This window comes from Kitasatospora sp. NPDC056651 (assembly GCF_042792155.1).
Taxonomy (GTDB): Bacteria; Actinomycetota; Actinomycetes; order Streptomycetales; family Streptomycetaceae; genus Kitasatospora.
On record NZ_JBHTWX010000053.1, the window covers coordinates 22405 to 36792 of the forward strand.

A 14388-nucleotide genomic window follows, 5' to 3' on the forward strand; every position below is an offset into this window, starting at 1 on the left:
ACCGGGCCCGGCGGGGGAATCGACTAAAGTCTTGACCTGTGAAGATCGCACTGATGGACTCCGGAATCGGTCTGCTGGCCGCCGCCGCCGCCCTTCGGAAGCTGCGCCCGGACGTGGATCTGGTGCTCTCTTCCAACCCGGCCTCGATGCCGTGGGGTCCGCGTACCCCCGAAGAGGTGACCGAACTGGCCCTCGGGTGCTGCCGGGCCGCCGCCGCGCTCGAACCCGACGCGCTGGTGATCGCCTGCAACACGGCCTCCGTCCACGCGCTCGCCACGCTGCGGGCCGAACTGGAGCCGGGGCTGCCCGTGATCGGTACCGTCCCGGCGATCAAGCCCGCCGCCGCACGGGGCGGCCGGGTCGCCATCTGGGCCACCCCGGCCACCACCGGGAGCGCCTACCAGCGCGGGCTCATCCGCGACTTCGGCGGCTCGGCGGAGGTCGTCGAGGTCGCCTGCCCGGGCCTCGCGGACGCGGTCGAACACGGTGACGACGAGGCCATCACGGCCGCCATCGCCGACGCCGCCTCCCGCACACCGGCCGGCACGGACACCATCGTGCTGGGCTGCACCCACTACGAACTCGTCGACGACCGCATCCGGGCCGCCGTCGCCCCGACCGCCTCTCCGGCGCTCACCCTGCTCGGCTCCGCCGACGCCGTCGCCGCCCAGGCCCTGCGCCGCGTCACCGACCCCAGCCGAACGGGCAACGGCACCCTCACCGTCCTCCACGCCGGCGCCCCCGCCCACCTCCCCGCGGCCGCCGCCCTCTACCCCCAGGGCAACTCCCTGGCCACCCTCATCGGCTGACGCCCCTCCCGAAGCCGACACCGCACAGGAAGTCGGCCGGCCCGACTTCTCGCGCGATGTGCCGCGGTGTGGCCGCCCCTGCGGCCTGCTCGGCCGTGAAGTTTCCATGCGCGTAGAGGTGTGGAGGGTCGAGCGGGTCGTCCGGCGGGGGCCGCCGTGTCGTGGTGGCCGCGTCGGGCCGGGCGGGGCGGTCTTGCGCGGAGTGTGGCTCTGGCTCGATCGCGCCGCACGGGAAGTCGGCCCGGCCGACTTCCCGTGCGACCGGGACCAGTCCCCCCGCTACGCGACGGCCTGGCGGCGCCAGCGTCGGTAGGCGGGTTCGAGGCCGGAGAGGATGGTGTCGAAACGGCGGGTACTGGTGGTGGAGTCGACCTGGAGGCGGCTGATCTGGAGGGGGTGGGAGGGGATCCGGGGGCCCAGGCGGTGGTCGGAGAGGAAGCCGAGGCGGTAGCCGAGCTCCTGGAGGACGGCTTCGGCCCGGACGTCGTGGCCGCCGTCCGGGTAGGCGAAGGCGATCGGGGGTTCACCCAGCCAGCGGGTGAGGGCCTCGTGGGCGCCGGTGATCTCGGCGCGCACGGTGTCGTCGTCGCAGCGCCCGAGGCACGGGTGCCCCTGGGTGTGGTTGCCGATGGCGACGCCCCCGTCCCGCAGGGCGAGCAGGTCGGCCGGAGTGAGCTGTTCCTGGCGGGGCGGCCGGCGGTCGGCGCTGACCCGCAGCTCGTGCAGGCTGCGCCGGCGGTCCGGGTCCGGCATGGCCTTGAGCCGGTGGAGCAGCTGGGACGGGTGCCCGCAGTCGAGCGAGCGGGCCCGGCCCCCGTGCCGGGCGAGGAAGTCGGCCTCGTGCCACCAGAACGGCCGCTCGGTGCCGATGAGCTCCGAGATGACGAACGCGGTGGCCGGAATGCCCCGGGCGTCGAGCGCCGGCAGGGCGTGGGTCAGCACGCTCCGGTCGGCGTCGTCGAAGGTGACCAGGACGCTCCGGGGCGGCAGCGGCCGCCGTTCGGCCACGGCCCGGAGGACCGCGTCGAGCGAGACGGGCGTGGCGAGCCGTTGCAGCCGGTCGAGCTGGGCGCCGAACGAGTGGTGGTCGGTCACCCCGTGGTACGCGAGCACGGCGAGCCGCTGGGCCGCCCGGGCCCGGAACAGCGGCTGGACGGGGGCGAACCGCAGCCATTCGCCCCGAGCGTCCTGCTGTTCCGTTTCGACGGCTGCCCGGTGACGGCCCCCGCCGTACCAGTTCAGGCCGTCCCGGTGTCCGCCGGGCGGGCCGCCCGTCGGCCGGCCGATGCCGTGCAGCCGGTCGACGAGCCGGTCGACGTCCTGCCGGTCCACCGGCCATCCGGTGGGCGGCGGCAGCGCGCGCATGCCGGGCACCGGCCGGGCGCGAGCCGTGGAGATGGATGTACTGGACTGGGATTGCGGCACGGTTCCCCCTCGTTCGCCGAGCGGCGTGGCGGTACCGCCGGAGGACGGAGCCCGGCCTCCGACTCCAGGGGTGGAGGCTCCGCCCCTGGATATTCCTGTTCTCGGTGGGGGGTTCACACCCGTCCCTCGAACGGCTCCTGGATCACTCAATGCCATTGAGACCGTTGCACTCAGTGGATGGTTGTACCGGGGGGACGAGGATTTTTCGTGGACTGATTGTGGAGCCGGAATGCTCGTGTGGACGCCTCGGACACACATCGGGCCGGCGCCGGAGAGCGCTCTGACCAGCCAGGACCGGCCGATCGCACGGCGTGTTCGAACCTTCACTCCCTGCGGGCTGCCGCCCGTGTCGCACCGGGGTACCTTGGGCTCATGGCAGATGCGGACCGTGACCCCTTCCACCTCCACGGGGCCTCCCGGATGGCTCGCGCGTGCAGCGGTGGGGCCCTGGTCACCCACCAGCTCCCGCTGACCGTGGTGGGCCTGGCCTGCCTGGCGCTCGGCATCGTCGTGGCCGTGTTCGTGCCGGACAGCGACGGTCCGGCCTGGGCGATGGCGGTGGCCGGCTGCCTGGCCGCCGGCGTCCTGCTGCTCGGCCGGATCGCCTTCGGCGTGTTCCGCGACCGGCGCCGCGCGGCGCTCTGACGGCGACGGCATCCGGCCACGCGCGGACTTCGCAGAGGGATCCCACGCCTTGGTCGCGCACGCGGCCCCCGTACGGGCACCGCATCCGTACCGGCAGGGCCGACCGCGCGGAACGCGGGTGCGGGCCGTGCGGAACGCGGGTTCCGGCGGAACGCCCGCCCCCACCCGTTGCGTCGATCGTCCTCGGCATTCCGAAACGGCCGATCGAGCGAAATTGGTCAGACCGACTGAATATCGTACAGTCCGACAATCACACGCCCGCTTCTTTCACCATTCCGGGACGAGGGCTTCATCCCGCCCCTACTGTGAATGCGTTCTTCCGGCTCGAATCGCCGCGGAGGTGGAGCGATGGGCGGCAGACCGGATCGTGCCGTGGCCGCCTCATGAGACGCGGTGGCGACCTCGCCGTCGCCGCCCTGGCCGCGATCGTCGCAGTGCCGCTGGCCCTGCTGATCGCGCTCCTGCTCCGCTGCACCACCGGCGGCCCGGTCCTCCAGCGGCTGACCCGGACCGGCCGGTACGGCCGCGAGTTCCAGATCCTCCGCTTCCGAACCGGCGACGGTGGCCGGTTCGCCGCCCTGCTGCGCCGCACCGGCCTGGACGAGCTGCCGCGCCTGTGGAACGTGGCACGCGGCGAGATGGGGGTGATCGGGCCCCGGCCGGCCAGCCCCGACCAGGCGGTGCGCTACTCCCGCCGCGAGCGCGGCCGGCTCGCGGTGCGGCCCGGCCTCACCGGCTGGGCCCAGCTGCACGCCCTGAGCCGCGGCCGGAACCCGCGCCCGCTGAGCCGTCCCGAATGGGCCGAGCTCGACCTCTGGTACGTCGAGCACCGTTCGCTCCGGCTCGACCTGCGGATCCTCGGGCTCACGGTGCTCGCCGCACTGCCCGGACCCGACGCCCGCCGGACGCACCGGGTCGGCCCGCAGCCGCCCCGGTAGGCTGCGGCCCATGGCCATTCCCCCCTTCCTCGCCGAACTCCGCGCCGTCGTGGGCACCCGTCCGCTCTGGCTGAGCGCCGTCGTCGCCGTCGTACTGGACGACGGCGGCCGGGTGCTGCTCGCCCGCCGGAGCGACGACGGCCGGTGGGCGCCGGTCGGCGGCATCCTCGACCCCGGTGAGCAGCCCGCCGACGGTGTGGTGCGCGAGTGCGAGGAGGAGACCGGGGTGGTGGTCGTGCCCGAGCTGCTCGCTTCCGTCACGGTCTCGCCGCAGGTCACGTACCCGAACGGGGATGTGACGCAGTACCTGGTGCTGACCTTCCGCTGCCGCGCGGTCGGCGGCGAGGCCCGGGTGAACGACGACGAGTCGCTGGAGGTCGGCTGGTTCGGGCTGGACGAGCTGCCGCCGATGATCGACACCGAGCTCGAACGGTTGCGCCACGCGCTGGAGTGCGAGGGCCCGGCGGTCTTCACCTGGGAGGGCAAGGAGCGCCGCTGAGCCCTCCCGGCGCGCCCACCGCGCCACGCGCCCCCCCGCCCGGCAGGCCCCCGCCCGGCAGGCCTCTGCGCGTCAGGCCCCCGGCCCAGGAGGCTCCAGCGGCATCAGCCCTTGTCCTGCCGGTAGGCCTCCTCCGCCGCGTCCAGCACCGCCGCCAGGTCGCCGCCCGCCGTGGCGGTGGCGGTGGCGGCCACCGCCCCCTCGACGAACGGGGCGTTGGCGAACCGGACCGGGAACGGCAGGCCGTGCTCGTCCGCTTCGGACAGCAGCGCGTGGACGGTGGTGACCGCCCCGCCCAGGTCGGCGAGCAGCACCACGCCGTGGCCCTGGTCCACCTGGCGGGTCGCGGCGGCCACCAGGACGGCGCTGATGCCGGGCCCGTCCGGCGGGTCGCCGCCGGTCGCCGCGACCGGCGCGGGGGAGTCGGATCCGGTCAATGCGAGCGCGAGTGAGCGCACGGCGGTGGCCAGTTCCCGGCTGTGCGACACCAGGACGATCCCGACCCGTCCGTGCGGGGTGAGCCGGGCGGCGGTCGGCCGCGGCAACGGGGCGGGCGAGGGGGGCGTGCGGGGTGCCGGGGGGTGGGCCGAGGGGGCGTCGGAGATGGGGATGACGTCGGCGCGGGTGCCGTCCCGGCGGCTCATCGGCTGCTCCCTTGAGCGGATCGGCGACATGGGGTCGGTGGAACGGGGGTCGGTGGAACGGATCGACGGGCGGATCGTGCGGGCGGAACGGCCCGCAGTCCGGCCGCCCAGCGCCCCGGCGGGGCGGTCGGGCAGCGGGGCCGGCAGAGGCTCCCGGGCGCCCTGGCAGCACTCTGGCAGCCGCTCGCCGTCCCCGCCGGTCGGGACACGCCTCAACCCTTCCTCAGGGGGTCTCCGTCCCCGGCCGGAGGAGTCCTCGTCAACCCGCTGACCGGGCCCGGGCGGTGTGGCTAGGCTGGCCCCGGAACACCGTCGGGAGGAGATCGGTCAGTGGGATCCAACAGCGGGACGGACACGGAGGCCGCCGTGGCGCAGCCGGAGCTGGCGCGGAACGGCAAGCCCAAGGTGGACTTCACCGGGGCGGAGTGGCTGTGCAGCAGTCAGGGCGTCGGGGACGTGCAGATCGCCTTCGTGGACGGCTACATCGGGATGCGGGACGGCCGTCAGGAGGACGGTCCGGTCCTGGTCTTCACCCCGGCCGAGTGGCGGGCTTTCGTGCTCGGCGCCCGGGACGGCGAGTTCGACCTCACCTGAGGTCCGCCGGGGGCTCTCGCAGGGCCTCTCGTCGCGGAAGCGGGTCCCGGACGGAGGGGGCCCGCTTTCGCGGACGATCTTTCGAGTCCGAACATCACAACTGATGATCTATTGAGCGTGCCACGTCAGAATTTCTGTTGACTGTTAGACAAACGCAGCTCAGAGTATGAGCACAGGCAGACGCCGTGCCCACCGCCCCCACGCGGCCAGACACGGCGCCTGCTGTGCGGCCCGGCAAGCTGCCAGGCCATCCTCCCAGTCATCCCCTGCGCACCGGGGTGCGTCGGCCGGTCCCGGCCCCCACAAGGGGCCGGCAGTCGCCGGGAGGGTGGTGCCGAAGCCGAGAGCGACTCGACGGCGGCGCCGAACGCTCGGGACCCGCACGCCCCCACGCGGCGGCGTCCCGAGCAGATCCACGGGAGCGACGGGCCGGGGCCCCGCGGATCTGGCTTGTGGTGCATGGAACTGTTGGCTTGTGTGTTTGTGCTGTGTGCGACGACGAAGCTGGGTGCTCGGCAGTTCGGCACGACAAGTGCACAGTGAGGGAAACGCGTGTAGGGCCGCGTTTGCGACATGCCGTCCCCCCGGAGGGTGAAACCCAGAACGGCTGTCGTGCAGAACCGAACGTAGCCCGGACGGTTGCTCAGAGTCAACATTGGTCTCTGAGCGTCGATCTCCCGACCGCCCCCCGGCGGTGCCCCACCCACCTCGCGAACGCGGTGTGCCGGACACGTACGATGGTCCCATGTCTTTTCTCCGCCGTCGCTCCGGACAGCCCGCCGGCCCGGACTTCGACGTGCTCGCGATGGACCCGGGCGACTGGCCCGGTGACTTCGGTGCGGCCATGATGACCGGTCCGGACGGCTCCTGCCAGGGCATTTTCCTGCGCTACGACCTGTTCGGCGGCAGAGGCCCGGCGATGTTCATCGGCAACCTCCCCGAGGGTTCGCCCGCCCGGGAGACCGGCGACGAGGTGCCCTTCGAGGTGCGGCAGCTGCTCGCGGCGCTGGAGAACGACGAGCCGGTCGACTTCGTCTCGGCCGAGGACTTCCCGGTGATGCTCGGGGACGACCTGCTGATCGTGAAGAAGGTCAAGGTCAGCGAGGAACGCGTGTTCTGCGCCCAGTTCGGCCGCAGCGACGGCGTGCTGGTCACCATCGCCTCCTGGGACCGACCGATTTCGGACGACCTGTACCAGCTGCTCAAGCCGCTCCCGGCGGACATGTTCCAGCAGGGCTGATTCCGGCCGGGTGGACCGGCCCCGCCCGGAGGGGCGGGAGCCGCTCTGCCCGGGGTTCGGGCGCTGCTTGACGGTATCGATCAACGGTTCGTACAGTCGCGGACATGCCGTGCCGTCTTCCGCTGCTGACCCGTCGCAGGCATCTGGACCTGCGGCGCACCGCCAGCGCGGCGTGTCCGGGCCGCTGAGGGGGCATCCGCCCCCCGGCGGCGGGTGCCCGGCCGGATCCGGTCGGCGCCGACACCAGGGGGCGGGTCGTGAGCCGACCTCCGGGGCCGCCACTTCGTACCGCGCGCCCGTACGGCGTGCCGCCCGCATCCGTCGAGCCCACGCTGCCGCCCGGAGGCACCGCATCATGACGACCCGCGCCGCCAATCGTTCGACCGTCGACCGTCCGTCCGAGAGCCTCCCGCTCGACGGCCGCCCCGCCGGGGACCGCTCCGCCGGGAGCGCGTCCGCCAAGAAGGCCTCCACCGGGCGCCGTTCCCGGACCGTCCCGCCGCAGGCGAGTTCCGGCCATCCCGAATCCACCGGTTCGACATCCGCCGATTCCATCGATTCCACCGACTCCGTCAACTCCGTGAGCCCCGACCGCACCGCCATCGAGACCGCGCTGGCCGGGCTGCCCCGGGTGGTCGACCTGCTGGCCGCCCGCGCGGAGGAGCACGACCGCGACGCGACCTTCCCGTACCAGGGGATCGAGGCCGTCCACGAGGCCGGTCTGCTCACCCTCACCGTCTCCGAGCGGTACGGCGGCCCGGGTGGAACGCTCGCCGACATCGTTCGGGTGCTGTCCCAACTCGGCCGCGGGGACGCCTCGGTGGCCGTGGTCACCGCCTTCACCCTGCTCCGGCACGCCGAGCAGGCCCGCCGTGCCGACTGGCCCGCGGCCGGCTACCGGCGGCTGCTCACCGAATCCAGGCGCGGCCCGGCACTGGTCAACACGCTGCGGGCGGAGCCCGGCGCCGGGGCGGGCGAGCTGCCCGGGACGGTGGCCCGACAGGACGGCGACGGCTGGCTGTTGACGGGCCGGAAGACGTACTGCACCGGGGCCGAGGCGCTCGCCTGGATGGCGGTGACCGCCCGGACCGACGAGGAGGAGCCCCGGATCGGCACCTTCCTGGTCCGCGGCGAGAGCGAGGGCCTGGAGATCGACCCGACCTGGGACCAGCTCGGACTGCGGGCCAGCGCCAGCCACGACGTCGTGCTGGACCGGGTCCGGGTGCCGGCCGACCTCGCGCTCGGCCTGACGCCCGTCGGCCGGACGGCCCGTCAGGACGCCGACACCGCCGCCGAACTCTCCCTCGCCTGGCACGATCTGGCCCTCTCCGCCGTGGCGATCGGTGTCGCCCGGGCCGCCGAGGCCTGGCTGATCCGCTTCCTCGGCCAGCGCACCCCGGCCAACCTGACCGAGCCGCTCGGCACCCTGCCCCGCTACCGGACCGCCCTCGGCGAGATCGAGGCCCAGCTGATCGGTGCCGAGGAGCTGGTCGAGGGGCTGGCCCCCCGGGTGGACCGGGGGGATCCGGGGGCCGTCGCCCGGACCGGTCCGGCCCACCTGCTGGCCACCCGGGCCGCGACGGCCGTGGTCCAGCAGGCCGTCGCCCTCACCGGTAACCCGGGCCTGAGCCGGCGCCACCCGCTGGAGCGCTATCTGCGGGACGTGCTCAGCAGCCGGGTGCACCTGGCCCCCGAGGAGACCGTGCTGGAGGCCGCCGGCCGGGCCGCCCTGGGGCGGGGCGCCCGGCCGTAGTGCCGCGCGGCCGGACCGTCGGCGCGACCGCCGGCCAGACCCGCCGGCCGGACCGCCGACGCGACCGTCAGCGCGTTCCGACCGCGGCGCGGACGGCCCGGCGTGCGAGGGCCGCGTCGTCGTAGAGCCGGCGGATCATGATCCGCTGCTCCTCGCCGGCACCCGGCACGTCGTACAGCCGGATCTCGCGCATCAGCACCAGCACCAGGTTCACCAGGAAGGCGTCCCGGGCCAGGGTGCCGCCGCTCTGGGCGAGTTGGCTGATCTGACGACGCGCCGCGGTGTCCCCGGACAGGACGCTCCAGAGCACCGCCAGGTCGTAGCCGGGCAGGTACCAGCCGGCCTGCTCCCAGTCGACCAGCACCGGACCGGACGGCGCCAGCAGCATGTTGCTGAGCAGGGCGTCGCCGTGGCAGAGCTGGAGCGGGGTGCTGCCGAGGCCGTGCAGCAGACCGCGCAGGTCGCCGGCGTCCCGGTCGGTGAGCTGGCCCACCGAGTGGTAACGGGCGATCTCCACCTGGTAGTCCAGGCGCTGCTGGAAGACGTCGGTCGGCGGCCGCCACAGGTTCAGCGTGCGGACCGCGGTGAGCAGCGCCCGCACCTCGCCGGGGGTGGGCGCGTTGACCGGGTGGCGCTCACGGGCGGCCGGGCGCCCGGGGACGCGCTCCATGACCAGCACGCACCGGTCGTGGTCGGCCGCGACCAGCCGGGGCAGCCGCACCGGCGGGCGGTGCCGGACGAACGCCCGGTAGACCGCCACCTCGTGGTGGAAATCGGCCACCAGCTGCTCGAAGTACTCACTCCGCACCGCCTGCGGCGCCAGGCACTTGGCGACCACCGGAGCCCGTCCGATGGTGCCCGCCACCAGGATGTGGCGGCTGCCCTCACGCAGGACCTGGCGCGGGGTGAACGCGGGACATATCCGCGAGACGCCGGCGAGCGCGGCCCGGACCGCCGGAGTCTGGAGCGCGGAGGGATCGATCCGCTCCAGGCCGCCGCCGGGCTGGCCGGGCCTCCGGGCCCGCAGCACCTGGCCGTCGGCCTGTCGGGCCAGCGGCATCCGGCCGGCGCCGGGCAGGCCGGCCTCGGGGGCGCGCAGTCCCAGCGCGGTGCGGCCGGCGGGGCCGAGCGCGGTACGGCCGGTCGGGACGACCCGGGTGTCCGTGGCCCGGCCCTCGGCGCCGCGCGGGGCCGTCGGCCGCACCGCCGGGGGCACCGGCTTGGGGCCCGGGCGGCCGGTGGCTGCGGTGGGGGGGCGCAGCGCGGGGCGGCTCGCGGTGGGCGTGGGGGTCGTCGCTGAGGAGTACATGGGCTGAGGGTGGTCCCTTCCGGTCCGTCGGCGGGTGCTGCCCCGCGGGGGCGGGGGAGGGCCGGTGCCGTGTGCTTCCTGGCGTGACGGCGGCCCTGCGGGTGGTGCGGTACGGCTCGTGGTGCGGTGCGGCTCGTGGTGCGGTGCGGCTCGTGGTGCTGCGGGTGGTGGTGCGGTCCGGTGGGTGGTGCGCGGGCGCCGGGCGCGGACGCGGGGTCAGGAACCCCTGTTCGACGGTGCTCCGGCCGTCCGCATCCTGGGGAACGCGGTCGGCCGGACTGCCGTGGCCGTGCCCGGCGCCCCCGCGCCACCCGGCCGCGCCACCCCCTCGGGTGAGGACCGGGAGCGCCCCGTGCCACCGTCGGGGGACAGCCCCGACGCTGGTGGGACGCCGCCCGACCCGGGGGCGAGGTGGCGCACCCCTACAACACACCCGTCGGGCACTGGCTTAGTAGTCTGGCGGGCCCTGGCGAACGGTGGCGAATGCTCGCCCGGCGCTTGCCGGAGCCTCTAGCCTCGGATCAGCCGAGGAACCTGGGGGCTTCGTTGAGCAGGGAACCCAACACCCGACTGGCCGACCTGTTCGTCCTGACCGGATGGTCGAAGGGCGAGCTGGCGCGGCTGGTCAACCGTCGGGGTGCCGCGCTGGGGCAGCAGCAGCTGTCCACCGACACGTCGAGGGTACGGCGTTGGATCGAGCAGGGGGAGATCCCGCGCGATCCGGTGCCGAGGGTGCTGGCGGCCGTGTTCACGGAGCGGCTCGGCCGTGTCGTCACCACTGAGGACCTCGGTCTGGAACGACACCGGCCCACCAGGTCCGGAGCGGACGCGTCCGCGGCAGTGCCATGGTCGCCGGATCGAACAGCCGCGGTCCTCACCGAGTTCACGGGAATGGACCTCATGCTGAACCGACGTGGATTGGTGGGCGCCGGAGCCGCGCTCACGGCCGGGGCGGTCATCGCCGACTCGCTGAAGGGCTGGCTGGGCGGGGACGCGGTCGCGTACGCGGCCTCCGTCCCGGGGCCACGACAGGTGGTCGCCGGGAGCGGCCTGCACCCGGCGGTGGACGTGTACGACGCGGGCCCGGTCGGGTCCGGGGAAGTGGAGTCGCTGGAGCACTCGGTGGAGGTGTTCAGAGCCTGGGACGCGGCCCGCGGCGGGGGCCTGCAGCGGAAGGCGGTGGTCGGTCAGCTGAACGAGGTCGGCGGCCTGTTGACGCACCGCCACGCGCCGGCGGTGGAGCGGCGGCTGTGGCTGGTCGCGGCGAACCTGGCGGTGCTGGCGGGCTGGATGTCGCACGACGTGGGCCTGGAGCCCACCGCCCAGAGGTACTTCATGATCGCGGCCGACGCGGCCAAGGAGGCCGGCGACCGGCCGAGAGCCGGCGAGGCGATCTCCCGGGCGGCGCGGCAGATGGTGCACCTGGGCCGGGCCGACGACGCGCTCGACCTGATGGCGGCGGCCAAGGCGACCGGGGGACGGCCGATGCCCAGAACGCGCGCCATGCTCAACACCGTCGAGGCGTGGGCGCACGCCTCGGTCGGGCACTCCGAGGACACCTACCGGCTGCTCGGGGAGGCCGAGGACCTGTTCGCGGAGGACTCGTCGGAGCCGCCGCCGTCCTGGATGCAGGTGTTCGACGAGGCCGAACTGCGCGGCATGCAGGCCCTGGTGCTGCGCACGCTGGCCGAGCACGACCCGCGGGCGGCCGCCCGGTCCCGCGGACACGCGGAGCGGGTGATCACCTTGCGGGAGGGGACGGGGCAGCTGCGCTCCGCGCTGTTCGACCGGATCACCCTGGCCTCGGTGCACCTGATGACCGGCGAACCGGACGCGGCGCGGTTCCAGGCCAAGATGGTGATGAACCTGATCGGCCAGAACTCCTCGCACCGGACCTGGGACCGGCTGCGGGAGATGTACCGGCTGACCGCGCAGTACCGGGGGCTGCCGGCGGTGGACGAACTGCGGGAGGAACTGGGCCTGGCGCTGCGGGCGGCGGACGCGAAGAACCGACCGCGGCTGGCCTGACCGGGGCCGGCCTGACCGGGGCCGGCCTGACCGCGGCCGGCCTGGCCGGGGCCGGGGCCGGTGGGGCTCTGGGGCGGAGGGGGTGTTCCGGCCCGTACGGGCCGTCGGCCCGACAGACCGGTGCTCAGGCCGACGGAGCCGGGCGGAGCAGCATGCGCAGCGCGGTGACCGTGCCGTCCGGGCCGAGGACGGGTTCGCCCGCGCAGTCGACGCCGTCGTGCCGCCCGTCGGGCCGGCGGACCCGCAGGACGCCGGCGGCGGGGCGGCCGTGCACCAGGGCGTCGGTCATCATCCGCCGCAGCAGCGGCCGGTCCGCCTCGGGGAGGCGGTCGGGCAGCCGGTCGAGGCCGAGCGGGCCGTGGCGCGGGTCGCACCCGAGGAGGAGGTAGGCCTCGGGGCTCCAGCGGACGCCGTCGGTCAGCAGGTCCCATTCGGCCGAGCCGGTCAGGCCGTCGTCGGTCCCGTGGTGGCCGCCGCCGTCGCCGAGGTAGCGGCCGGACGGCTCCTGCGTGGTGCCGTCCACTCTGCCGTCCGTTCCGTTGTCGGCGTCGCCCGCGCCCTCGCCGCCGCCCGCTCCGTGGGGAGCGCAGCCGCGCGCGGCGGTTCCCGCGCTGCTCCCGCCCGCCCTGGCGCCGTCCACGACGGCTTCCGGCGGGCGGGTGGCACCTAAGGGCATGGTCATGGCGGGCCCATCGCTCGGGTGCGGCCCGCGGGTCTGCGGGTCGTTCGGACAGTGAGAAGACTGTCGCACAGCGTCGTCACCCCTGCGGGTGATTTGGACAGAACGCAGGCAAAGTTCCCCTGGCATATGCCACTGTGGCCGGACCCCTCGTCGCCCTGTGGGCGGACGGGGTCCCGAAGCGGTAACCTTCGGTGATTCCGGCGCCCGGGCGCCCACCGCAGTACCGACCAGTGACCCCGGCGACGGAAATCCCGTTGCCACTCCGACCGCCGCAACGGATGCTGACCTCATGTTCGAGCCAGTGATAGCACCCAGTGCCAGCCTCCTAGGCCTCCTTCAGCGAGGCCGGGGTGACGGGCAGCTCCATGCGCTGGCCGCCGACCGTGCCGAGGCCATCGCCGCGCTGGAGGAGTGCGTCACCAGGGATCCGCGAGCCGACTGGCAGGTCGAGAGCCGCTCCCTCTACTACGCGCGCATCTACATGGAGCTCGAAGCCCCCCTCGACGGCATCGAGGACCACCTCCACTCCGCCGAGGACCTGGTCACCGACGACGAGAGCCGCACCGGTCTCGCCCTTTCCGTCCTGGGCCACCTCGCGGCGTACGGCCGGCGCGACGCGCTGCTGGTGCTGCGCGAGTACGCCGCCACCGGTGCCAACTGGTCCTGGGCCCTCGACGAGCTCGCCCTGCGCGACGACGACCGGGGCCTGCTGCTGCTCGGCACCGCGGTGCTGGACCACTTCGCGCCCGGTCCCGAGGGCGACGCCGAACTGCGGGAGTTCATCCGCAACGCGTACGAGCCCAGGCCCTGGCGGCTGTGGGCCGCCTACCACCCCAGAGTGGCCGCGGCCAGCGAACAGTCACCCTTCGACCTGTGGCAACGCCAGATCAACCGCAGCGGCGTCACCCCCGGCTGGTCCACCGGCGACGTGCTGGCCTGGGCCGACCAGGGCGAGCTCGGCGGTCACGGCGTCGGCGCCTTCCTCGGCCGGCCCGACGCCCGCCCGGAGCCCGCCCGCGGCTCCGAATCGCCGTCCGGCCCCGACGCGGTGGACCGCCGCGCGGCCGCGGCCGCCCGCTGCCTGACCGCCGTGGTCCGGCCGGAGGACCGCCCGCTGCTGCTGGAAGCGGCGCGCGACGGCCTGCCCGGCGCCCGTCGGGCCGCCCTGCGCTATCTGGTCGACCAGCGCGACCCGGCCGCCGTCGAACTGATCGAGGCGGCCGCCGCGGACGTGGACGACCGGATGGTCCGTGCCGCCCTGGAGATGCTCGGCCGGATGCGCGGCCCCGAGGTGCTGGTGCACGCCCGCCGCTGGGCCGACCCGGCCACCGGCGGCGCCGACAGCGCGCTCGGCGAGGCCGCCGTGCAGCTGCTCGCCGATGCGGGAGAGCCGGCCGACGGCCCGCTGGTGGTGGCCGGGCTGCGCCGCTGGGTCTCCGTGCGCGGGGTCAGCGGTACGGGGCTGGGGCCGCTGGTGGACGGTGCGGGGCGGCTGACCGCCGCCGACGCCGTACCGGTCCTGCGTCACATCTACGGTGAGGCCGCCTGCTCCGACCTGCGCGGACGCGCCGCCCGGGCGCTCGCCGTGACCGACGTGCACTTTCCCGAGGGGCCCGCCGTCGAGTGCCTCTGGGACTGCGAGGAGTCCACGCGTGAGCTCGCCGCGCGCCACGTCGCCACCACGGGCGACGCGCGTGTGCTGGAGCGGTTGCGCAGGCTCGCCGCCGACCCGGCCGAGGAGGCCGAGGTCCATGCCGCCGTGCGCGGCCGACTGACCGCCGCCCGGGAGATCGGGCGTTAGGTCCACGACGTTCAGTGGGCC

14 protein-coding genes are annotated in these 14388 nt (G+C 74.7%); 10 read left to right on the plus strand and 4 right to left on the minus strand.

The window, feature by feature from the left end; translation table 11 throughout:
* Positions 1–38 precede the first annotated feature (38 nt).
* Positions 39–809 carry a glutamate racemase gene (locus ACFRAR_RS21200; protein WP_380699668.1) on the plus strand — a complete coding sequence of 257 codons (771 nt, stop codon included), beginning with the start codon at positions 39–41 and terminating at the stop codon, positions 807–809.
* A gap of 279 nt (positions 810–1088) precedes the next feature.
* On the opposite strand, the gene ACFRAR_RS21205 is transcribed toward ACFRAR_RS21200, so the two are convergent.
* The gene (locus ACFRAR_RS21205) at positions 1089–2234 is read right to left on the minus strand and encodes a polysaccharide deacetylase family protein (protein ID WP_380699669.1); all 1146 of its coding nucleotides are present in this window, start codon (positions 2232–2234) and stop codon (positions 1089–1091) included.
* Between the two features lie 372 nt (positions 2235–2606).
* Between ACFRAR_RS21205 and ACFRAR_RS21210 the strand changes: the two genes are divergently transcribed.
* From ACFRAR_RS21210 to ACFRAR_RS21220, 3 genes are all read left to right on the plus strand, one after another.
* On the plus strand, positions 2607–2879 hold the full coding sequence (locus ACFRAR_RS21210) for a hypothetical protein (RefSeq protein ID WP_355260827.1): 273 nt from the start codon (positions 2607–2609) through the stop codon (positions 2877–2879).
* 383 nt (positions 2880–3262) lie between these two features.
* Positions 3263–3817 carry a sugar transferase gene (locus tag ACFRAR_RS21215; RefSeq protein ID WP_380699670.1) on the plus strand — a complete coding sequence of 185 codons (555 nt, stop codon included), beginning with the start codon at positions 3263–3265 and terminating at the stop codon, positions 3815–3817.
* A gap of 10 nt (positions 3818–3827) precedes the next feature.
* Complete coding sequence (locus tag ACFRAR_RS21220; RefSeq protein WP_380699671.1) at positions 3828–4316, plus strand: NUDIX domain-containing protein; 489 nt, start codon at positions 3828–3830, stop codon at positions 4314–4316.
* Positions 4317–4420: 104 nt separating this feature from the next.
* Here the strand turns inward: ACFRAR_RS21220 and ACFRAR_RS21225 are convergent, their stop codons facing one another.
* A complete protein-coding gene (locus ACFRAR_RS21225) occupies positions 4421–4960 on the minus strand; it encodes a PTS-dependent dihydroxyacetone kinase phosphotransferase subunit DhaM (protein WP_380699672.1) in 540 nt (179 codons plus the stop codon).
* A 366-nt stretch (positions 4961–5326) separates the two neighbouring features.
* Here ACFRAR_RS21225 and ACFRAR_RS21230 point away from each other — a divergent pair, with 366 nt between their 5' ends.
* The 4 genes from ACFRAR_RS21230 (at position 5327) to ACFRAR_RS21245 (ending at position 8547) form a co-directional block, all read left to right on the plus strand.
* Positions 5327–5554: a DUF397 domain-containing protein gene (locus ACFRAR_RS21230; RefSeq protein WP_380699691.1), complete on the plus strand. Its 228-nt coding sequence runs from the start codon at positions 5327–5329 to the stop codon at positions 5552–5554.
* A 745-nt stretch (positions 5555–6299) separates the two neighbouring features.
* Positions 6300–6794, plus strand: a complete 495-nt coding sequence (locus ACFRAR_RS21235) for a hypothetical protein (protein WP_380699673.1) — start codon at positions 6300–6302, stop codon at positions 6792–6794.
* 104 nt (positions 6795–6898) lie between these two features.
* Complete coding sequence (locus ACFRAR_RS21240) at positions 6899–6982, plus strand: putative leader peptide (RefSeq protein ID WP_350526312.1); 84 nt, start codon at positions 6899–6901, stop codon at positions 6980–6982.
* 167 nt (positions 6983–7149) lie between these two features.
* Positions 7150–8547, plus strand: coding sequence for an acyl-CoA dehydrogenase family protein (locus ACFRAR_RS21245; protein WP_380699674.1), 1398 nt, complete (start codon positions 7150–7152; stop codon positions 8545–8547).
* A gap of 67 nt (positions 8548–8614) precedes the next feature.
* Here ACFRAR_RS21245 and ACFRAR_RS21250 read toward each other — a convergent pair whose 3' ends face one another.
* Positions 8615–9856: a phosphotransferase gene (locus tag ACFRAR_RS21250; protein WP_380699675.1), complete on the minus strand. Its 1242-nt coding sequence runs from the start codon at positions 9854–9856 to the stop codon at positions 8615–8617.
* Between the two features lie 546 nt (positions 9857–10402).
* On the opposite strand from ACFRAR_RS21250, the gene ACFRAR_RS21255 reads away from it, so the two are divergent.
* Entirely contained in the window at positions 10403–11884 is a 1482-nt protein-coding gene (locus tag ACFRAR_RS21255; protein ID WP_380699676.1) for a hypothetical protein, read from the plus strand.
* A 124-nt stretch (positions 11885–12008) separates the two neighbouring features.
* Here the strand turns inward: ACFRAR_RS21255 and ACFRAR_RS21260 are convergent, their stop codons facing one another.
* Positions 12009–12566 carry a hypothetical protein gene (locus ACFRAR_RS21260; protein WP_380699677.1) on the minus strand — a complete coding sequence of 186 codons (558 nt, stop codon included), beginning with the start codon at positions 12564–12566 and terminating at the stop codon, positions 12009–12011.
* Positions 12567–12855: 289 nt separating this feature from the next.
* On the opposite strand from ACFRAR_RS21260, the gene ACFRAR_RS21265 reads away from it, so the two are divergent.
* Positions 12856–14367, plus strand: coding sequence for a HEAT repeat domain-containing protein (locus ACFRAR_RS21265; protein WP_380699678.1), 1512 nt, complete (start codon positions 12856–12858; stop codon positions 14365–14367).
* The last annotated feature ends 21 nt before the right edge of the window (positions 14368–14388 follow it).

Coding starts and splice junctions, on each gene's coding strand:
- ACFRAR_RS21245 (WP_380699674.1), top strand. CDS start 7,150: ATGACGACCCGCGCCGCCAATCGTTCGACCGTCGACCGTCCGTCCGAG.
- ACFRAR_RS21210 (WP_355260827.1), top strand. CDS start 2,607: ATGGCAGATGCGGACCGTGACCCCTTCCACCTCCACGGGGCCTCCCGG.
- ACFRAR_RS21250 (WP_380699675.1), bottom strand. CDS start 9,856: ATGTACTCCTCAGCGACGACCCCCACGCCCACCGCGAGCCGCCCCGCG.
- ACFRAR_RS21240 (WP_350526312.1), top strand. CDS start 6,899: ATGCCGTGCCGTCTTCCGCTGCTGACCCGTCGCAGGCATCTGGACCTG.
- ACFRAR_RS21260 (WP_380699677.1), bottom strand. CDS start 12,566: ATGACCATGCCCTTAGGTGCCACCCGCCCGCCGGAAGCCGTCGTGGAC.
- ACFRAR_RS21235 (WP_380699673.1), top strand. CDS start 6,300: ATGTCTTTTCTCCGCCGTCGCTCCGGACAGCCCGCCGGCCCGGACTTC.
- ACFRAR_RS21220 (WP_380699671.1), top strand. CDS start 3,828: ATGGCCATTCCCCCCTTCCTCGCCGAACTCCGCGCCGTCGTGGGCACC.
- ACFRAR_RS21215 (WP_380699670.1), top strand. CDS start 3,263: ATGAGACGCGGTGGCGACCTCGCCGTCGCCGCCCTGGCCGCGATCGTC.
- ACFRAR_RS21225 (WP_380699672.1), bottom strand. CDS start 4,960: ATGAGCCGCCGGGACGGCACCCGCGCCGACGTCATCCCCATCTCCGAC.
- ACFRAR_RS21265 (WP_380699678.1), top strand. CDS start 12,856: ATGTTCGAGCCAGTGATAGCACCCAGTGCCAGCCTCCTAGGCCTCCTT.